Here is an 18,123-nt window from a genome sequence, read left to right as displayed (position 1 = left end):
GTTGCGCAGCACGCGCCAGACGCTCGCCGGGCTCACCGCGACCACGTCCGCGTCCAGCATCATGAACGACAGACGGCGGTATCCTTCCAACGGACCGTCAGTCCATTTCCAACTGAGGCGTCACACAATGCCGGATGATCGTCGATGTCGCCGACAGCGGAGAGGTAGAGCGATCCGTAAGACGCAAATCAGGCGAAATCGACTACCATTGTTCCCGTTTCCCGGTGGTTCGATCAGGTTCGCACGCTTTCAGGAGCATGCCGACCTTTCGGATTCTATGTCGCGTATACGGCAACCGGGGTCATATTAGCTTAGTCGCATTGCGCCGCAGGCCTCTATCCGTCTTCACGGCAAGGGGCAACTCCGCCGCGCACGCTTCCCTTGTCCGCTCGCCGGTCCTTTGCCAGACTGCGCTGATGCTGTCGTCGCCGCTCGCTTGGAGATTCGTCGCGTTCGTCGCCGTGGCGGGCGCGGTGAACGCGCTCATCGTGCGCGAGAGCTGGAACGCGAGGCGCGCGGCGTTTCGCCTGGCGTTGTGGCTGCTCGTGGCTCTCGCGTTCGAGGCGCTGGTGCGTCTCGCGATGCCGCATGCCGGGCGCGCGGTTTGGCCGGGGTATCCGGCGGGACTCGTCGTGACCGACCCCGTGCTTGGCCACGCTTACCAGCCGGGATTTTCCGCCGCATTCCCGCAGCAGCGGTACCTGCACATCCCCATCCGCATCAACGCCGCGGGGTTTCGCGACGCCGAGTGGCCGAGCGCACCCGACGACACGCTGCCGCGCGTGGCGACGCTCGGCGACTCGATCACGTTCGGTTCGCCCATCGCCGCGGAGCAGCGCTACACGGATGTGCTCGCGTCGCTCCTGGCCGAATCGGGCAGGCCTGCGCGCGTGATGAACGCGGGCGTGAACGGCTACAACGTGGAGCAATACCGCACGCTGCTCGAAGCTCGCGGCGACGGGTGGCGACCGCGCGTGGTGCTCGTCGGCCTGTGTCAGAACGATGCCGAGCCTCTCGCGCCGGTCGACGCGGAGACGATCGACGCGGCGGCGGGGCGTGCATCGCTCGCGGCGCGGCTGCGCCCGTATCGGCTCGATGTCGGTCAGAGCTACGCATACAACGTTTCGCGGCGGATCGCGCTCGGGCGGCTCTATGCATCACCAACATGGGGACCGAAGCTGATCGCACGATACGACCACAAGACGCAGGAGTCGCTCGCGACGCTCTACACGACAGGCGATGGGCGCGAGCGGCTGCGTCGCGAGATGGGCGCGATGCGCGATCTGGCTCGCGCGCGCTGGAACGCCGAACTCGCGGTCGTCGTTTTTCCGTATCACAGCCAGATCACGAGCGGGCGAAGAGAGCTGTGCGACGCGGCGAGCGCGGTGCTGACCGAACTCGACATTCCGCACCGCAACCTTTTCGCCGATTTCGCGGCGGCGGCGAATGAGCCGGATCTCTACGTGACCAACGACGACTGCCACCCGTCGGCGCTCGGCCACCGCATCACTGCGAAGGCCGCGGCGGAACTTGTCGAGCCGTTGTTGCCGTAACGCGCGACGTTGAATTTATTTCCAATTCACGAAGTCATCAGCCGTGAAACCGGCATCCTTGAGGATGCGCGTCGCGAGTCCGCGACCGACATCACAGCCGGTATGAATTGGGATTGTGACGGAAACGCCGAGCTGTTTGTCCCTGAGTGTCAGATGACTGCCCGATTGCCGATCCTCCGTGAATCCATGTGCGAGGAGAAATCGTACGAGATCGCGGGCTCTGACCTGTGGCATGCGCCCCATTACGGGATCCCGATCGTCAATTCCTCCACATGAACCAAGCGTTCGTCCGTGGGGATGACATCTCCGTGTTCGGCGAGCGATTCCACGTGTTGGCGGATCGCCTCGCGGATGTTGCGTTTCGCCTCTTCGATCGTCTTGCCGTTGCTGAAACAGCCGGGGAGGGTCGGACTGTAGGCGAAATAGCCCTCGTCTTCGGGCTCTTTCTCGATGGCGATTTGAAAAGACAGGTATCGCATGCGCGTGTCTCCAGAACAAAACCATTACCACGGAAGGGAAAGAGACTCCAGCAAGCCTTGTGCCGCGGCCGAACTCGTCGTGCCGCTGCTTTGGTGAACTCAGAGCCGGAACGCGTCGGGCATGAGGGCGGCGATGTCGGTCTCGCGCCAGTCGTCGGCGTCCCGAACGAGCAGCACGCGCAGGTGCGGCGCGAATTCCACCATCATCTGCCGGCACAGACCGCACGGGGCGATGTCTTCGCGCTTCGGTGCGTGGATCGCCATCGTTTCGAAATCGCGCGCGCCCTCGGAGATCGCCTTGAGCAGCGCGACACGCTCGGCGCAGACGACGTGCAGCAAAGACGGGGACTCGACGTTGCAGCCCGTGAAGACGCGCCCGTCCTCGGCGAGCAGCGCTGCACCCACGGGAAAATCCGACACCGGGGCGTAGGCGCGGCGCGCGGCGTCGATCGCGGCGGCGACGAGTTCTTCGTCCGTCATTCGTTCGCTCCGATGACCTCGCCGATCGCCAGGCCGATGACGGCGCGCAACGCGGGAAGACGACGCTGAACGGTGCCGAGCACGTCGGCGTGCGTGACGTCGTCCTCGTCGCGCCACGCCTCGTTGGCGACGAGCGCAAATCCATAAACCGGCAGGCCGAGGCACGCCGCCATCAACGCCTCGGGCGCGGTGCTCATGCACACCGCGTCGGCCCCCATCACGCGCAGCATCCGCTTCTCGGCCGCCGTTTCGTATGCCGGCCCCGGCATCGCGGCCAGCACTCCCACGTGAAGCGCCGCTCCCTCGGCTTCGGCCACGGAGCGCAGGCGTTCGATCGCGTCGGTGCGATACATGCCGCGCGGATTCACGAAGGGCGACCGACCCGGCTCGGGCGGCACATCCTGAAAGGGGGTGCGTCCGATGAGGTTGATGTGATCGGCGATCAGCATGAAGTCGCCTGCGCGAAAGTCGGGATTCAGCCCGCCAACCGCCGTGGTGAGCACGACGCGCGGCGCTCCCAGCGCATGCGCGAGACGCACCGGGAGTGTGACCGCGCCGCCGTCGTGGCCTTCGTAGTAGTGAAAGCGCCCGCGGAATGCCGCAACGCGCCGATCGTTCCAATCGCCGATGTCGAGCCGCCCCGAGTGCCCGGCGACGCTCGCGGCGGGGAATCCCGGGATCTCGGAATAGGGGACGGACTCTACGTGCGTCATCGCGTCGGCGGCGTCGCTCATGCCGCTGCCGAGCACCACGGCGGCGTCGAGCGGGCGCGTTACCAGGGACGGGAATTTTGCGCGCACGGCGGCGACGATGGGGCCGAGTTGCGCGGATGCCGTCATGATCGATCCGCGATCAGGAGAGCAGCCGCATGACGGACGACATCATGCGCGTCCAGGGATCGGGACGCGCGCCGACGCCGAATCGCCGCTCCGGGGCGGTCTCGTCTTCGTCCGCGCGGAAGGCGCGATCATAGGCGAGCACAATCGGATCGGGATCCATGTCGAGGCACCGGCAGTAGCTGCGCAGGAATCCGCGCGTGAAGATGGGCGCGGGCAGGAGTGTGTAGTCCTCGCGCTCGATGGCGTCGAGCAGTCCACGGCGGATCTTGGTCCGGTCGCTCACCGAGGCGAGCGAGAGGTCGAGTTCGTCCCGGCGCGCACGGAGCGTGTCGCCGATGCCGATGCGCCGTCGGGCGCTTTCGGAGATTCTAGGGCGATGTCCTTCCATCGGCGCCCCCGACATCGAGGAGGTTGAGGTATTCCTGCGCCTGCTGGCCCATTTTTCCCAGCGGATCGACCTGTACGACTTTCAGGAAATACTCGCGGGCCTTCGCCTGGTCCTTCTGGCGGAGCCGGCAGATGCCCATGTCGAGATTCGATTCGGGATGGAGGGGCTGGATTTCGAGTGCGAGGTTGAGCTGGGCGATCGCATCGTCGATGCGACCCGTCGCCATGTAGACCTTGGCGAGGTTGTCGTAGGCGATGAGGTAGCGGCGGTCACGCTCGATCACGTCCTTGAAGTACTGCTCGGCGCGCACGTAGTCCTGCTGCTTGAAATACGCCCAGCCCAGGGCGTTCATGCTGTTGGCCTGGTTGCGGTAGGTGTCCACCGCGAGGGCTTCGTTGAAGCGGCTCACCGCCTGCTCGTGCTGACCGAGGTAGAGGTAGAGCGTTCCGAGGTTGTGGTTCGCGTCCGAGTGTTTCGGGTCGAGTTCCACCGCCTTCAGATACGCCTGCTCGGCCTTGTCGAAGCGCTCCTTGTGGTAATAGACGAGCCCCAGCGCGTTGTGGATGGTGGGGTCGTAGGGGTTTGCCGCGACGGCCTTCTCGAGTTCCTCCAGCGCCTGCGACGGTTTCTCTTCCTGCATGTAGGCGAGCGCCATGTCGTAATGCGACTGCGCCTCCTGCTGCTTGGCGAGCGAGACGGTCGGCTTCTTGTCGCCGCACCCGAAGGCGAGCAGCGCGACCGCGAGGAGCCAGATGATCGAATGTTGGTGCCGCATGAGTGAACGCACACTACAGGTATCTACATCTGGTAGCACCTGCGGGGCGGCAAGTCAACATCTGGGGGGTCGAATCGCCCGAGCGGAGTCAAAAAAACCGGGCGGCGCGAAATTTCCCGTCGCGCTTCGGCGATTTCGTGCTAAATCGGAATCGACCGCCCGCCGCAACCCTGGAATCGTCCGCACCCGCCATGCCGGGGTGAAGGAGCCTTCAATGCCGCCCGTCCTCGCCCGCGATTTCCACCACGAAACGGGTTTCCACTGCGGGTCCTCGGCCCTGCGCAAGTTGCTGGCGCACTACGGCCACGACCTCTCCGAGCCCACCTGCATGGGTCTCGGCATGGGACCGGGGTTCTACTACTTCCCCAGCGAACACACGAGCCCGACGCGGTTTTTCGGCGGGCGAAACCCCATGATGGAAGAAGATTTCTTCCGCGTGCTCGGCATCGACGCGCCGGTTCACCGGTACAAGGACCCCTTCGCCGCGTGGCCACCGGTCAAGGCCGTGCTCGACGCCGGCCACCCCGTACTCGTGCAGGTCGATATCTTCCATCTGCCCTATTACAAGTCCTCCACGCACTTCGGCGGCCACAAGGTGCTCGCCGTGGGCTACGATCCCGATGCCGAAACGGTCCTGATCTCAGACAGCGAGTTTACGAACGTGCAGACGGTGACGCTCGCGCAGTTCGCGCAGGCGCGCTGGGATCCGACCCCGCCCTACGATCTCGAGGGCCACTGGTGGGAGATTCGCGACATTTCGCACGTCGCGCCGATGAAGCAGGCCGTGCCCGCAGCGATCCGCGAGGCCGCGTCTCGCATGGTGCGCAACGAGAGCGGCATGTTCGGCCTGCCGGCGATGCGTCGAATGGAAGCTGATCTCCCCGCGTGGGGCGAGGCCCCCGACTGGCGGTGGAGCGCGCGTTTCGGCTACCAGATCATCGAGCGGCGCGGCACGGGCGGCGGGTCCTTCCGCACGCAGTACGCGAATTTTCTGGATCAGTGCGTGCATCACGATCCGCTCGTGAAGAAGCTGCGCCTCGCGACGCGCATGCGCGAGATCGGCGTTTGTTGGACGAATTTCGCCATGCATCTCAAAGGCATCAGCGAGCGCGATGAACCGTCGGGCTTCGACGACGCGCAGATCCTGTTCGAGGAGATCGTGAATCTCGAGGAAGAGTTTTTCGAGGACATCGCGCGGGCGTATGGGGACTGAGCGTCAAGCCGCGCCGACGCCTTGGACGACTTGGATTTGTGCGTCATAATGCTGGGGCGCAAATCGTCGCGGGATGAGAGGTCGCCATGTTCCAGTCGCGCAAAGAGCGCACGCCGAACCCGAACGGACGCAAAGTCAAAGTCGCGGAGTCGGCACCGCGTCCTTACATGAAGGAGATCTGCGTCCGCGGATTCAAGAGCCTTCGCGACGTGACGATGCGGCCAGGTCGGCTCAACCTCCTCATCGGTACGAACGCGAGTGGCAAATCGAATTTCGTCGAAGTCCTGCGCGTGCTGAACGGTCTTGGTCGCGGATTGACGATCGACGAAATTTTCAATGAGCCGTCGGAACGCCCGGGACAAGGACCAATGGTTCCGGTCCGCGGCGGAACGAGCCAGGCCGTTTCTAAGCCGAAAAAAACCTCGAAATCTGGAAATGGCAACGGTAGGATTCATTTGGACGTCTCTTTCAGCGGGTTGCCGCGTGGCGACTACGGCTACCACGTTGATATGGACGTTATCCGCAAGCAAATTGGAGAGGAAAATGGCACGGTAGCCATGCAATCGATCTGGAACGCGGAGATAAAACAAGAGATGAGAAATGGAATGAAAATGACGATATCCGAATCTTCACTTCATACTTTGCACGGATTGATGGCCGAACATGGTTTTCTGGATCGATCTAGACTTGTTGGTCTAGCGCAGGCGCTGAAAAATATTCCAGTGAAAAAGAAACAAGACGAAAAGCTTCAACCTCTCTCTACACAAGAGGACTACTTTGACACGATTGTTGACATACTAGGGAAAATTCAAATTTTGGATCCCGTGCCGAGTATTGTAAAAAAATATGCTAAAAAAAGAATGACGTCACTACTTGGAGAATTTGGAGAAAATTTTTCCGCTGTTGTGTCTTTCATTTTGGAAGAAAACCGACCCGAGTTTGAGTCTTGGCTGAGAGAACTGACGCCACGCGAATTTGACGGTGTGGATGTAAAGCCGGGCGCAAGCGATGACCTGCTTTTCGTCGTGAAAGAGAAAGGCGGTACCTATCCGGCGGACACGCTCTCGGATGGGACGTTGCGTTTCGCGGCTTTGGCGGCGGCGTTGTTTCAGGAACCCATGCCCAGCGTAATGGCCATTGAGGAAATCGAGAACGGCATTCATCCCACGCGGCTTCGACTCATGGTGGAGCTGTTGCGGGCGATGTCCCAAGAATCGCAAGTCTTCGCGACGACGCACTCCCCGCTTGTGCTGGCTTGGTTGAAGCCCGAAGAATACAAATCGACCTTCATTTTCAAGCGAAACGAAGAAGACGGGAGTACCCAAGTCAAAGCTCTGACAGATCTCCCTGATTTTTCGAAGATCATCAAGAAGCGGTCGATCATCGATCTCGCGCTTGAAGGCTGGCCGGAGATCGCATTTTGAGTTTTCGCGTTTTGGTCATGCCTGAGGATCCGACAAACAACGGGTACATCCTGAAGCCCTTGGTCGAAAAAATCCTCAGTGCGGCCGGTAAGAGAAGCGCCACTGTGACGGTGGCAACCAACCCCAAGGCGGAAGGCTATTCCGACGCGAAACGCATTCTGAAAGAAGATATTATCCCGACGTATTCATTCATGTCGCTCATTCTATTTTTGCCGGACTCGGACGGGAAAGACCGATCCGGTGAATTCGAAGCGCTTTATCGAATTGCGGAGAAACAGGGAGCGAATTTGATTTGCTGTGCGGCGGTGACCGAGGTCGAGGCTTGGCTCCTTGCCGGACACATCAACCTTCTCCAAGATTCGTGGCTGACGGTCCGGAACGATCCGAAACTCAAGGAAACCTACTTCGACCCGTTCTTGGCCAAGTATGGGAATCCTAAGAGTGCAGACAAGGGGCGCAGCGCCCTCATGCTGACGACGTTGCGGAACTACCGCGGCCTGAAATCCCGATGCCCGGAGATCCAGGAACTCGAAGACCGCATTCGGGATTTTCTGAAGAAAAACCCCTGACGAACTACCTCCACTCGAAGGGCTCGTCGCGCGCGAAGTCCGGCAGGCCGTTTTCGCGGCTCTCGAAATCCTGTACCAGCAGGTGCGTGAAGCCCAGGTCGAGCGCGTACTCGACGATCCGGCGGTATTCGGCGAGCGGCACCGGGTCGGCCAGTTCCGGATACTGCCCCGCCTTGTTTTGCGGCGTGTACTGACTCATCAGCGAAAACGAGATGTCGGTGAGCCCCTCATCGGCGAGCCACAGCAGCAGGTCGTAGGTGCCGCCGATGTCGTGCGGCATGACGAGGTGGCGCAGGATGACGCCGCTTGTCGCGATTCCGCGCTCGTCCACGCGCAGCGTGCCTTTTTGGCGGACCATTTCCAGCAGCGCGGCTTTGGCCGTTTCGGGATAGTCCCGCGCGCGCGAATAGCGCTTCGCCTTTTCGGCGTCCATGTACTTGAGGTCGGGCAGCCAGATGTCGACGACCGGCTCCAGCAGGCGAAGGAACTCGACGCGATCGTAGCCGTTGGTGTTGTAAACGATCGGCACGCCGAGGCCGCGCGACACCGCGTCGCGCACCGCGAGCACGATGGGGAAGATCACGTGCGTGGGCGTGACGAGGTTGATGTTGTGCGCGCCGCGCGCCGCCAGTTCCAGAAACCGGTCGGCCAGTTCGCGCGCGCTGATGTCGTCGCCCATGCGCGCCTGACTGATCTGCCAATTTTGGCAAAAGACGCACCGCAGACTGCAGTGCGTGAAAAAGACGGTGCCCGAGCCGCGCGTGCCCACGAGCATCGGCTCCTCGCCGAAGTGCAGCGTGTGCGATCCGACCCGCACGTGCGCCGCGTCCGGCGCGTCGGTGCGGCAAAGGCCGCGCTCGCCGGTGGTGCGGTCCACCTCGCAAACGTTGGCGCACACACGGCAGCCCTGCACCATCTCGCGCAGCGCGGGCAGGATCGCGTCGATGGCCGCGAGCTTCGCGGAATCCGTCCCGAGATTCATGGGGCGTCTATTCCAGCAGGTACTCGACGGGGTAGTCGCGCACCTGCGCCGCGGTCGTGAGTGACTCGACGACCGTGACGCGGATCTTGAGCAGTTCGTTGCGCGAGCGCTCCGTCGCGGAGTCGCGTGCGGTGTAGTAGATCTTCATCGGCAGCCGGATTTCCTGCACGCCGGGCTTCATGTCGCGCGGCACCTCGAACTTGATCGGCAGGGGAAACGCGTAGTCGCGGTCGGGGACCTCGTAGCGGTTGTGGCTGAACGCGAAGGGCAGTCCCGACGGCACGATGACCGAGAGGGGATTCTTGTCGCGCAGTTGCAGACCGCGCGAGGTGAAGACGTGCAGCTTCACCGTCACGGTGTCGCCCGGTTCGACGGCGAAGACCCGCTCGTCCGGCGCGGGGGTGACCTCCTCGGGCGTCGGCGCGGGGGCGTCGGCGTCATCGCCGCCGCACGAGCACGCCGCGAACGACGCCAGCGCGACGCACAGCCACGCGGCACGAAATGTCGATCGGATCATTCGAAAACTCCGCGACAGATGTCGAGAAACTGCGTGAGGATGAGGCCCGTCGCGCCCCAGATGATGTGCGAGTACCAATAGTAGAAATGCAGGCGGATGGGATCGCCGTTCCACTCGGCGTCGTCCGCGCGATGGATCTTCGGGTCGAGCAGGTCCTCGATCGGCACCTGGAGGATCTGCGCCGTTTCGTACGGACTCGCCGTGAGGGAGACCGGCGCGTCGATCCAGCCGACGAAGGGCGTCACGCGATAGTCGCTGATCGTGTAGATGTCGTCGAGGCGTCCGAGGAGTTCAACGGACGCCGGCGGCAGGCCGACTTCTTCCTCGGCTTCGCGCAGCGCGGCGTCGGCGTCGGTCTCGTCCGCCTCCTGATGTCCGCCGGGAAAGCTGATCTGGTTTTTGTGGTGTTCCACGTGCGCGGTGCGCACCGTCAGGATGAGTCGGGGAGGTCCGTCGGCCGCGAGGACGGGAATGAGCACCGACGCGGGATGGAAGCGGTCGAGCGGCAGTTCGCGTCGGTCGCGCGCGGCGATCGCGCGGCGAAGGGTCTCGGCATCGAGCCGAGCGGGAATTTCCAGAATGGGGCTGGGCATCGTCATGCCGAAAATCTAGCACAAAACGCGCGACGCGCGACATAGGAAGCGGGGCTTGCGATCGAAAGCGGGATTACGGCGTCACGCTCAGCGTGTTGACGCTCGGCGTGGTGATCGTGACCGTGGCGAGGAAGCGGTTCGTGATCGTGTGCGCCCCGAAGATGCCGAAGTCGGTGAACTGCTCGAAGTGCTGATAGCCCGCGCCGACGCCGAGCCAGCCGAAGAAGTAGTAGTTGGCGTTGACGGCCTGCCGCCACGCGTCGACCTCGCCGGCGCTCTGCACGGCGCGGTTGAAGCCGAGCTCCTGCCCGGTCTGCCAATGCCGCGTCCACACCTGCTGCAACGCGAGCGAATAATCCTGCCCGAGCACCGCGCTCTCGAGTCCGTTCGCCGGGGTCAAATCGCGCGTGTACGACGCGGTCGTGCGCTGGAACCGCCAGGTGTGCGTGGCAGCCAGACGCTGATACCAGTCGATGGGGTCGAGTTCGTAGTCCTTGTCGTCGATCCACCGCGCGGGGAGGATCATACCCGAACGCGCCTGGAACTGGAGCGTGGCGGTGAGCTGGTAGTCGAGGCCGAGGCCCGGCACGTAGGTGTCGAAGTCGGACTCGCGGTCGATCTGATAAGGGAATTCGCGCTCCATGCGCGCGTCGGATTCCCACAGTCGGCGCACGAAATCGAACTCGTGGCTGTAGAGGTTTCGCGTGTAGCGCCCGAAGATGACCAACGTATGCCGCTCGCTCACGCGTTCGCGCCAATCGGCCTCGATCTGGTGCGAGACGACGTCGAACAAGTCGAGGTCCTCGAACTCGTTGGTGATGAATCGATAGTCGAGACGCATGCTCGACCTGCCCGTGAAAATCTGCTCCGCGCCGACGGAGATGGTGTTGCCGATGCTGCCCGTGCGCGCCTGCAGAATCTCCTGCGCGGCGGTGCCCTGGGCGTCGCGCGGGTCATAGTAAAACGTCAGCAGCTCGCCCGCGGAAAGCCGTGTCTTGGGCGTGATCCAGTACGAAACCCCCGCGTCGGCGTTGACGAGATCGGGGATGCCGTTTTCCTGCGTCTCTTCGAGATACCACTGGAACGCGGTGGTGCCGCCGATGCGCGCCTGCGTGCGTAGCGAATCGTAGATCACCGCCACGCCGGGCTGCACGTTGAGCGAGTGGTCGGCGAGCTTTTCGTCGTCGGACTCCTCGGGCGTGAGCAGCAGGTTGTCGCTGTACTCCCACCACGTGGAGAGCACCGGGACGAGCGAGATACGGTCGGCGTGGGCCGTGGCGGAGACGAGACAAACCCATATCGACGCGGCGAGCGCGGCGACGCGGCGGATGATGGTCACGTGCGCGCGAATCACGGCACCACGATGGTGTCGCCGGGCAGGACGCGGACGTCCGGGTCCTTTCCCGACAGGATGCGTGCGTAGTTCACCTTCATCTTGTCGGTGCCGCCGGCGGGCTTGGTGCGCAGGATGATGACGCCGCCCTTGTCGGCGAACTCGGTGAATCCGCCGGCGAGGCTGATGGCGTGCGTGATCGTGGATCCCCCGGAGATGGGGTACGAGCCGGGACGCGTGACCGCGCCCTGCACGAACACCGTGTAGCTGTTGATGGCGCTGACGGTGACCGTGACGGTCGGCGAGTCGATGAAACGACGAAGTTCCGTGCCCAGCACGTCGCGCATTTCCTGCGCGGTTTTTCCCGCGGCTCGCACGTCGCCCACGAGCGGCAGCGAGATCATGCCGTCGGGCCGGACCGGAACGACCTTGGACAGGTGCGCGTTGTCCCACACGTTGACGTCGAGCACGTCGCCGGGTCCGATGCGAAACTCGTTCGTCGTCACCTGCGAAAGACCCACGCCCATCTCGGTGCCGCCCGGCGAGGACACGACGGCCTCGGCCCGGTTGATCTTGGGCGCGAGCGCCAGATTGTGCGTGGTCCAGATCGCGTCGCCGGCGGGCGTGACGGTGAGCGTCTTGACCAGATTGTCGCCCGCGTAGTAGCGCACGATGATCGTCTGCCCGGGTGAGAGCGTTTCGGCGCGAACGGACGCGACCGATAGAACGATCAGACCCGCCGCGAGCAGCGCGACGGCGGCGCTACGAACCGACATTCGTCGACTTCGGTTTCGATCCATATCCGTAGCCTCCGTACCCGTAGCCGCTGTAGCCGTAGCCGTATTTGTAACGCCCCCCGGCGAGTCGATAATCCAGACCGTTGAGTACCACGCCGAGCATGCGTTTTTCGGACAAATCGTCGAGCGCCTGCGCGACGACCTTGCGGCTGGTCTCGCGCGACTTGGCGACGAGCACCACGCCGTCCACGAGGCCCGCGAAACCCACGGTGTCGGCGATCGGCACGACCGGCGGCGAGTCGAAGATGATGAAGTGGAAGAGACCTTTGAGTTCTTCCAGAAGGCGCTGCATGGCGTTGCTGACGAGCAGCTCCGTCGGCATGCCCTCGACGCGCCCGGCGGCGAGATAATACAGCCGGTCGAGCTCGTAACGGATCAGGGATTCGCCAAGACTCGCCTGCCCCTGAAGAATATTCGCGAGACCGAGATTCGGCGGCTCCATGCCGAGGTAGTCGTGCGTGCGCGGCTGATGCAGGTCGGCGTCGACCAGCAACACGCGAATGTCCGGCGCCTGCGCGATGGTCGCGGCGAGGTTGATGCTCACCACCGACTTGCCCTCCCGGGGCAGGGAACTCGTGATCAGGATCGTGCGCAGGTCCTGCGTGTCGGTCATGTTGTCGATTCGGTCCCACAACAGATGGAACTGACGCACCGCCGCCGGATGATCGTGCTTGAACGCGGGAAGCAGGTCTTCCTCGGCGCTCGGCGTGACGCGCACGTAGGGGATGTCGTCCGGCAGCGGCAACAGCGGCGCGCGGGCGTGACGGCGCTTGGACTCGCCGGCTTCCGGCGCGGCGGCGCGCTCGCCCGGGCGGATCTTGCGCACCTGGCGGATCTTCTTGACGACCTCGCGTCCGTCGGGTGTGCGGACCACGCGACGCACGATGCGGATGTGTTCGGTCTCGGTCTGCGTGTCGTCGAGCACGTCCTCGGACAGCACGCGGTTGCCCTCGGCGTCGAAGGCGGGCGGTTCGGGTTGGGACGACTCGGAGACGTCGGGCGATGGCGGAGCGCTCGAGCGCGCGTCGGGGATCTCCATCAGGTCCTTGTAGGTCTGCTTGATGAGCGCCGGATCGATGGAGGGTTTCTGCCGCGCGTAGGCCATGAGCAGGCTGTTGTCGCACAGCGTGTTGATCATGCGGGGCACGCCCTTGGAATAGAGGAAGACGAGCTGGATCGTCTCCTCGTCCAGGAGCGTCTCGGGGTCGGAGCGCCCCGCCTCGCGCAGCCGGTGGTAGATGTAGTGGCGCGTGTTGTCGAAATCGAGGGGCTGGATCTCGGTTCGCAGGTTGACGCGCTGCCGGAGCTGGCGGAACTCGTGGCTGTTGAGCACGTTGTTGAGCTCGGGCTGGCCGACGAGCACGATCTGCAGCAGCTTGTTCTGCATCGTCTCGAGGTTCGTCAGGAAGACGACCTCGTTGAAGATGTCCTTCGACAGGTTGTGCGCCTCGTCGAGGATCAGCATGGTCTTTTCGCCGGCGGTCAGGCGGCGCGAGAGGAACTCGCGCAGCAGGATCGTCGCCTCGGCGCGGTCGTCGGGCTTCTTGTCGATGCCGAAGTCGGCGAAGATGTAGCGGTAGAGGCTCTTCGAATCGACGTGCGTGTCGAAGATGATGCTGACCTTGGCCTCCTCGTCGAGGTGCGACAGGAGGGTGAAGATCATCGTCGTCTTGCCGCAGCCGACCTCGCCGGTGACGACCATGAGCGACTTGCGCTCCTGGACGCCGTACATCATCTGGGCCAGCGCCTCGCGGTGGCTGGCCGACATGTAGACGAAGTTCGGGTCCGGCGTGATCGAAAAGGGCAGTTTTTTGAACCCGAAATACTCGTTGTACATTCGGGAAGGGTCCCTTCTTTCGAGGTGTGGACGAGCGGGACCGTAGAGCATTGCGGGGTCGAAATCAAGGCGGAACGGCCTCTTTTTCGGCCTGGGCGCACGCTCCCCGGTGACCCGGGACACCCGGATATGGTAGTCGTTTCGGCAACTTGGCCCGTTTCCTGAAATCCGGCGGTGAAAATGTCCCGTGCTGAATACGAATGGATCGCCCCGCACTACGACCGGCTGCTCGGACGCGTCAACGCGGCCTTCGGCGGCATCGCGCTGAAGATTCTGAATCTGCCGGGCGGAGCCCGGGTGCTGGATGTGGCCTGCGGCACCGGCGCGGCGGTGGAGCATTACCTGCGCGCCGGTCTCGACGCCACGGGTTTGGAGCGCTCGCCGCACATGTCGGCGCAGGCGAAGAAGCGACTGGCGGGCGGGCAACTGGTGGTCGGCGATGCGACCGCGATGCCGTTTGGGGACGGCGAGTTCGACGCCGCGACAGTGATGCTGGCCTTGCACGAAATGGACCCGCCCGCGCGGGGCGCCGTGCTGGCCGAAATCGGCCGCGTGCTCAAACCCGGTGCGCCGCTGGTGGCCGTCGATTATCACGACCAGCCCCCCGCGAATTTCGTCGCCCGGTTGCGGCTTGCCGTTTCCTCGCTCGTCGAACGCATCGCCGGCGAGCGACATTACCGAAGCTACATCGACTTCATGGGCACGGGCGCGCTGCCGGGCTTGCTCGCGCGCGAGGGCTGGACGATCGAGCGGGTGAAACCTTTGTCGGGCGGACGGCTGGCGGCGGTCAGGGCGACGGCGCCGGAACGACCGACGCGATGAACGGACTTTCGGCGATCGGCGCGGCGTGGGACGCGGTGCACGCGAACAGCCTGACGCGCGAGGCGTTCGGCGTCGTCGGCAGCGCCGCGTGGCTGGTCGCGGTCGAATGGGCGGCGTATCGGCTCGCGCGGCGAAGCGAAGAGCGTGCGGACGCCCTCGCACCCGCGATGACGTTGGCGTCCGCGCTCTGGATGGTCTTCGCATTCCGGCGCGTGGCGTATTTCCCGAGTGCCGTGGCGGTGTGCGCGGCGGGGCTCGTCGCCATCGGCCATTTCGGCGGGCGGCTCCGGCGCGAAACATCGGGCGCGCGGGCCACGCGGGTGTACGACGAGCGACGTCAGCTCTATTGGATCAGTGCCGGACTCGCGCTGCTGTTTTGGTGGCAGGGGTGGATGTTCAACATGATCGGTCCGCTGCTGGGTTTTGCGGCGGGTTGCGCGGCCGAGCGGGTCGCTCACAAGCGGTGGGGACGACGGCGGCTGCGCGCGGCCGAGGGAAAATCCGTCGAGGGGGTGGCGGCGTACGCGCTCGCCTGTCTGGTCGTGCAGTTCGCGGTGTACTGGAACTGGAGCCAGATCCCCGGCATTCAACACGAGGCTCGCGTCCTGATGTGGTCGATCGCCTCGACGGCGGCGGGAACGGTCGCGTTCCTCTACGCGCCGCGCGAGCGGGCGGCCGCCCTCGTGCCCGCGTGCGGCGCGTTCGCGCTCTACATCTACGTCGTTGCGTGACAATCACCGCTTGGTGCAGGTGATCCGATCTGCTGTGCCCGATCCGCGCGCCGGTGGCGTCACGAGGCTATTATTGACGCTCCATCTGCCACAACCTAATGTGTCGCCAACGCGGCATCGCCGCGGAATTCTCGAACGAATCCCGTCGTTTTTCGTATCGCGGGCGCGTCCCGGGCGCCGCTCGGGCCGCTTGTCGCACCGCCTTTTGGGGGGAGACCGGCATGGGCGAAATTTCCTATCACGTTGACGAATCCCACCTGTGGTTCAAACCCGAGTCCGGCTGGCCGGCCGAAGTGGTGAAGAACACGACCTTCGAACGCAAGCTGCTCGGCGACGTGCTGCGCGAGACGGCGAAGGAGTATCCGAACCACACCGCGATCTGGTTCCAGGGCGTCACGATGACGTATCGCGAGCTGGATGAGGCGGTGGATCGCTTCGCCACGGCGCTCGCGAATCTGGGTCTCAAGAAGCCGGATGTCCTCGCGCTGCTGCTGCCCAACTCGTTCCAGTACGTGGTGGCGTATTACGCGTGCGCGCGGCTCGGCATCATCGTCTCGGGCTGCAACCCCACCTACAAGCCCAACGAGATCCTGCACCAGCTCAAGACCGTGGGCGCCAAGGCGATGCTGCTACTCGACATCCTCTACGAGCCCATCGTCGCGCCGATCCGCAACGAGTCGCCGGTGCGCCTCTACATCAAGACGAACATCACCGACATGATGAAGCTCTCGCCGGTGAAAAAATTCATCGGCGGCGCGCTGGGCAAAATCCCCAAGGCCGAGGTCCCCGACTCCAAGGACTTCGCGCAGCTCATGAAGACCGCGCCGGCGCTGCCCAAGGTGGACATCAGCGCCGACGACACCGCAACCTACATCATGACCGGCGGCACCACCGGCGTGCCCAAGGCCGCCGTGCTCTCGCACTTCAACTGCGTGAGCAACGTGCATCAGTGCGCCCTGTGGCTGTTCAAGATCCAGCCCGGCGCGGCGATCCTGGGCGTGCTGCCGCTCTTCCACAGCTTCGCCATGACGACCGTGATGAATATCAGCGTGAAAAAGGCGCTGATGATGATCCTCTTCCCCAAGCCGCCCGAGATGGACGTGCTCTACAAGACGATCCTCGAAGTGGGTCCGCCCAAGGGCACGATGATGCCGGGCGCCGAGGTGCTGTTCAAAAAGATGGCCGAGTTCCCCGACGCCGAGAAGTACCACATCGCCGGCAAGCTCATCATGTGCGTGTCCGGCGCCGGGCCGCTGCACCGCCCGGTGCAGGAGGCGTTCGAGCGCGTCACCAAGGCGCAGCTCTCCGAAGGCTTCGGCCTCACCGAGTCGACGCCCGTCGTCTCCGGCCATCCGTTCTGGGGGGAGCGCGAGCAGTTCATCGGCACGATCGGGCTGCCCTTCCCGGGCACCGAGTGGCGCATCGCGGATATCGGCGATCCCAAGATCACGATCAAGCCCGGCGAAACCGTCGAGACCGAGGACGGCGTGAAGCCCAAGACCGGCGAGATCATCGTCGCGGGTCCGCAGGTGATGGTCGGCTATCTGAACCGGCCCGACGAAACCGCCGAGACGATTGTCGAAATGGAAGGCAAGCGCTGGCTGCTGACCGGCGACATCGGCTATATGGACGCGCACGGTCGCATCATCATCAACGACCGCAAGAAACAGCTCATCAAAAACCGCGGCTGGTCCGTGTTCCCGACCGAGGTCGAGACGCTCATGCTCGGCCACGCGGCGATCAACGAGTGCGCCGTCGCGGGCATCCCCGACGAAAAAACCGGCGAGTCGATCAAGGCGTGGGTGGTGCTCAAACCCGAGTCGCGAGGCAAGGTCACCGAGGCCGAGCTGCTCGAATGGGCCAAGGCCAATCTCACGCACTACAAGGTGCCACGCTACGTCCAGATCATCGAGGAGATCCCCAAGACGCCGGTGGGCAAGGTGCTGCGCCGCGAACTGCAGGAGGCCGATCCGCTGTTCATCGCGGCCAAGGCGAAGAAGAAGTAACGGCGCGATCCCCGCGGGATATCGACGAAGAACCGTGGCACGGTCGCCTTCGGCCGTGCCACGAGCTTTCGGGCGTACTGGCCGGCGGAAAGTCCCGGCGTGGTCAGGGTCTATCGCCGTTGATCGATTCGATGAGGCGATACACGCCGGTCGTGGGATTGCGACCGGGCTCGCCGTCCGCATTTGCGATCAGTGATATTCGCGTGGCCCTGGAAACCGCTTCGGTCACCCGATCCTCGTATTGGCTGAAGTCTACGTGCTTCACGTACCCGTTGACGTAATTCTTCAACATTCTTTGTATCGTCGACCTGCTTTGCATCCCTGGACTGTCACGAAAATGCAAGAGTAACCACAACTCGAAACAAGGATTCGAAATTGCAAGTTCGATCCCATTGGCACTTGCTTCATCCATCGCCCGAGCCAAATTCGGATGAGCGTCAACGTCAAAAACGCACCAGACCTGATCATATGACTGCCCACGGTCTCCAGTATTTCTCGCGACCCTCTCCGCCGCTTTTTTCAAATCCTTTGCAATTCTCACCAACGAGAGTGGCACTCCATGGTCTGGGGGGAAGTGCAATGATATTTTTCCGTTTCTAAATGTTCTTCGATAACCTTCGAGGTATTCTTTTTCCGTCACCTCTCCTTCGCAAATGACTAAATATATCTTTCGCTGCGGGCGCGACTTCTGTCGAGCGGCAATTTTTTTTCGTCCTCTATTATTTCGGAGGTTCATTGTCATTGCTGCCAATAAATTCATCAATAAAAGGGACGCCTCCATATCT

The 18,123-nt window shown here is 63.4% G+C and carries 20 protein-coding genes; 7 read left to right on the top strand and 13 right to left on the bottom strand.

The features are described from left to right. Positions 1–416: 416 nt before the first annotated feature. Positions 417–1,553: a hypothetical protein gene (locus tag IT350_03120; GenBank protein ID MCC6157016.1), complete on the top strand. Its 1,137-nt coding sequence runs from the start codon at positions 417–419 to the stop codon at positions 1,551–1,553. A gap of 15 nt (positions 1,554–1,568) precedes the next feature. Here IT350_03120 and IT350_03115 read toward each other — a convergent pair whose 3' ends face one another. The 6 genes from IT350_03115 to IT350_03090 form a co-directional block, all read right to left on the bottom strand. Next, positions 1,569–1,796 carry a type II toxin-antitoxin system HicA family toxin gene (locus IT350_03115; GenBank protein ID MCC6157015.1) on the bottom strand — a complete coding sequence of 76 codons (228 nt, stop codon included), beginning with the start codon at positions 1,794–1,796 and terminating at the stop codon, positions 1,569–1,571. Further along, positions 1,796–2,032, bottom strand: a complete 237-nt coding sequence (locus IT350_03110) for a type II toxin-antitoxin system HicB family antitoxin (GenBank protein ID MCC6157014.1) — start codon at positions 2,030–2,032, stop codon at positions 1,796–1,798. The genes IT350_03115 and IT350_03110 overlap by 1 nt, the downstream gene beginning before the upstream one ends. A gap of 99 nt (positions 2,033–2,131) precedes the next feature. Next, on the bottom strand, positions 2,132–2,512 hold the full coding sequence (locus tag IT350_03105; GenBank protein MCC6157013.1) for a cytidine deaminase: 381 nt from the start codon (positions 2,510–2,512) through the stop codon (positions 2,132–2,134). After that, a complete protein-coding gene (locus tag IT350_03100; GenBank protein ID MCC6157012.1) occupies positions 2,509–3,351 on the bottom strand; it encodes a purine-nucleoside phosphorylase in 843 nt (280 codons plus the stop codon). Before IT350_03100 ends, IT350_03105 begins: the two co-directional genes overlap by 4 nt. Positions 3,352–3,364: 13 nt before the next feature. Then, positions 3,365–3,739, bottom strand: a complete 375-nt coding sequence (locus tag IT350_03095; protein MCC6157011.1) for a helix-turn-helix domain-containing protein — start codon at positions 3,737–3,739, stop codon at positions 3,365–3,367. Then, a complete protein-coding gene (locus tag IT350_03090; protein MCC6157010.1) occupies positions 3,720–4,514 on the bottom strand; it encodes a tetratricopeptide repeat protein in 795 nt (264 codons plus the stop codon). The genes IT350_03095 and IT350_03090 overlap by 20 nt, the downstream gene beginning before the upstream one ends. 214 nt (positions 4,515–4,728) lie before the next feature. Between IT350_03090 and IT350_03085 the strand changes: the two genes are divergently transcribed. The 3 genes from IT350_03085 (at position 4,729) to IT350_03075 (ending at position 7,720) form a co-directional block, all read left to right on the top strand. Continuing rightward, a complete protein-coding gene (locus IT350_03085) occupies positions 4,729–5,727 on the top strand; it encodes a BtrH N-terminal domain-containing protein (GenBank protein MCC6157009.1) in 999 nt (332 codons plus the stop codon). Positions 5,728–5,813: 86 nt separating this feature from the next. Continuing rightward, entirely contained in the window at positions 5,814–7,151 is a 1,338-nt protein-coding gene (locus tag IT350_03080; protein ID MCC6157008.1) for an AAA family ATPase, read from the top strand. Next, positions 7,148–7,720: a hypothetical protein gene (locus IT350_03075; protein ID MCC6157007.1), complete on the top strand. Its 573-nt coding sequence runs from the start codon at positions 7,148–7,150 to the stop codon at positions 7,718–7,720. Before IT350_03080 ends, IT350_03075 begins: the two co-directional genes overlap by 4 nt. 4 nt (positions 7,721–7,724) lie before the next feature. Here IT350_03075 and IT350_03070 read toward each other — a convergent pair whose 3' ends face one another. The 6 genes from IT350_03070 to IT350_03045 form a co-directional block, all read right to left on the bottom strand. Next, entirely contained in the window at positions 7,725–8,702 is a 978-nt protein-coding gene (locus IT350_03070) for a radical SAM protein (protein MCC6157006.1), read from the bottom strand. 7 nt (positions 8,703–8,709) lie between these two features. Beyond that, entirely contained in the window at positions 8,710–9,219 is a 510-nt protein-coding gene (locus IT350_03065; GenBank protein MCC6157005.1) for a hypothetical protein, read from the bottom strand. After that, complete coding sequence (locus IT350_03060; GenBank protein MCC6157004.1) at positions 9,216–9,818, bottom strand: CoA pyrophosphatase; 603 nt, start codon at positions 9,816–9,818, stop codon at positions 9,216–9,218. Before IT350_03060 ends, IT350_03065 begins: the two co-directional genes overlap by 4 nt. Positions 9,819–9,885: 67 nt before the next feature. Further along, positions 9,886–11,166 carry a hypothetical protein gene (locus tag IT350_03055; protein MCC6157003.1) on the bottom strand — a complete coding sequence of 427 codons (1,281 nt, stop codon included), beginning with the start codon at positions 11,164–11,166 and terminating at the stop codon, positions 9,886–9,888. Continuing rightward, positions 11,163–11,921 carry a polysaccharide biosynthesis/export family protein gene (locus IT350_03050; GenBank protein ID MCC6157002.1) on the bottom strand — a complete coding sequence of 253 codons (759 nt, stop codon included), beginning with the start codon at positions 11,919–11,921 and terminating at the stop codon, positions 11,163–11,165. Before IT350_03050 ends, IT350_03055 begins: the two co-directional genes overlap by 4 nt. Beyond that, positions 11,908–13,779: a polysaccharide biosynthesis tyrosine autokinase gene (locus IT350_03045; protein ID MCC6157001.1), complete on the bottom strand. Its 1,872-nt coding sequence runs from the start codon at positions 13,777–13,779 to the stop codon at positions 11,908–11,910. The genes IT350_03050 and IT350_03045 overlap by 14 nt, the downstream gene beginning before the upstream one ends. A gap of 180 nt (positions 13,780–13,959) precedes the next feature. Between IT350_03045 and IT350_03040 the strand changes: the two genes are divergently transcribed. The 3 genes from IT350_03040 (at position 13,960) to IT350_03030 (ending at position 17,338) form a co-directional block, all read left to right on the top strand. Then, on the top strand, positions 13,960–14,601 hold the full coding sequence (locus tag IT350_03040; protein ID MCC6157000.1) for a methyltransferase domain-containing protein: 642 nt from the start codon (positions 13,960–13,962) through the stop codon (positions 14,599–14,601). Continuing rightward, complete coding sequence (locus IT350_03035; protein ID MCC6156999.1) at positions 14,598–15,332, top strand: hypothetical protein; 735 nt, start codon at positions 14,598–14,600, stop codon at positions 15,330–15,332. The genes IT350_03040 and IT350_03035 overlap by 4 nt, the downstream gene beginning before the upstream one ends. Positions 15,333–15,553: 221 nt before the next feature. After that, positions 15,554–17,338: an AMP-binding protein gene (locus IT350_03030; protein ID MCC6156998.1), complete on the top strand. Its 1,785-nt coding sequence runs from the start codon at positions 15,554–15,556 to the stop codon at positions 17,336–17,338. A gap of 103 nt (positions 17,339–17,441) precedes the next feature. Here the strand turns inward: IT350_03030 and IT350_03025 are convergent. Continuing rightward, positions 17,442–18,123: RloB domain-containing protein (locus IT350_03025; protein MCC6156997.1), on the bottom strand; the 682-nt coding region annotated here is incomplete at its 5' end.

Source organism: Deltaproteobacteria bacterium, from assembly GCA_020845895.1.
In the GTDB taxonomy this organism is placed as follows: Bacteria; Lernaellota; Lernaellaia; order JACKCT01; family JACKCT01; genus JADLEX01.
The sequence above is the reverse complement of the archived record's forward strand: the minus strand, read 5'-3'. Positions and strand labels throughout refer to the sequence as shown.

Excerpts from the sequence above, each read along its gene's own strand:
- IT350_03120 (MCC6157016.1), top strand. The coding sequence starts at position 417 with ATGCTGTCGTCGCCGCTCGCTTGGAGATTCGTCGCGTTCGTCGCCGTG.
- IT350_03115 (MCC6157015.1), bottom strand. The coding sequence starts at position 1,796 with ATGGGGCGCATGCCACAGGTCAGAGCCCGCGATCTCGTACGATTTCTC.
- IT350_03110 (MCC6157014.1), bottom strand. The coding sequence starts at position 2,032 with ATGCGATACCTGTCTTTTCAAATCGCCATCGAGAAAGAGCCCGAAGAC.
- IT350_03105 (MCC6157013.1), bottom strand. The coding sequence starts at position 2,512 with ATGACGGACGAAGAACTCGTCGCCGCCGCGATCGACGCCGCGCGCCGC.
- IT350_03100 (MCC6157012.1), bottom strand. The coding sequence starts at position 3,351 with ATGACGGCATCCGCGCAACTCGGCCCCATCGTCGCCGCCGTGCGCGCA.
- IT350_03095 (MCC6157011.1), bottom strand. The coding sequence starts at position 3,739 with ATGGAAGGACATCGCCCTAGAATCTCCGAAAGCGCCCGACGGCGCATC.
- IT350_03090 (MCC6157010.1), bottom strand. The coding sequence starts at position 4,514 with ATGCGGCACCAACATTCGATCATCTGGCTCCTCGCGGTCGCGCTGCTC.
- IT350_03085 (MCC6157009.1), top strand. The coding sequence starts at position 4,729 with ATGCCGCCCGTCCTCGCCCGCGATTTCCACCACGAAACGGGTTTCCAC.
- IT350_03080 (MCC6157008.1), top strand. The coding sequence starts at position 5,814 with ATGTTCCAGTCGCGCAAAGAGCGCACGCCGAACCCGAACGGACGCAAA.
- IT350_03070 (MCC6157006.1), bottom strand. The coding sequence starts at position 8,702 with ATGAATCTCGGGACGGATTCCGCGAAGCTCGCGGCCATCGACGCGATC.
- IT350_03065 (MCC6157005.1), bottom strand. The coding sequence starts at position 9,219 with ATGATCCGATCGACATTTCGTGCCGCGTGGCTGTGCGTCGCGCTGGCG.
- IT350_03060 (MCC6157004.1), bottom strand. The coding sequence starts at position 9,818 with ATGACGATGCCCAGCCCCATTCTGGAAATTCCCGCTCGGCTCGATGCC.
- IT350_03050 (MCC6157002.1), bottom strand. The coding sequence starts at position 11,921 with ATGTCGGTTCGTAGCGCCGCCGTCGCGCTGCTCGCGGCGGGTCTGATC.
- IT350_03045 (MCC6157001.1), bottom strand. The coding sequence starts at position 13,779 with ATGTACAACGAGTATTTCGGGTTCAAAAAACTGCCCTTTTCGATCACG.
- IT350_03040 (MCC6157000.1), top strand. The coding sequence starts at position 13,960 with ATGTCCCGTGCTGAATACGAATGGATCGCCCCGCACTACGACCGGCTG.
- IT350_03035 (MCC6156999.1), top strand. The coding sequence starts at position 14,598 with ATGAACGGACTTTCGGCGATCGGCGCGGCGTGGGACGCGGTGCACGCG.
- IT350_03030 (MCC6156998.1), top strand. The coding sequence starts at position 15,554 with ATGGGCGAAATTTCCTATCACGTTGACGAATCCCACCTGTGGTTCAAA.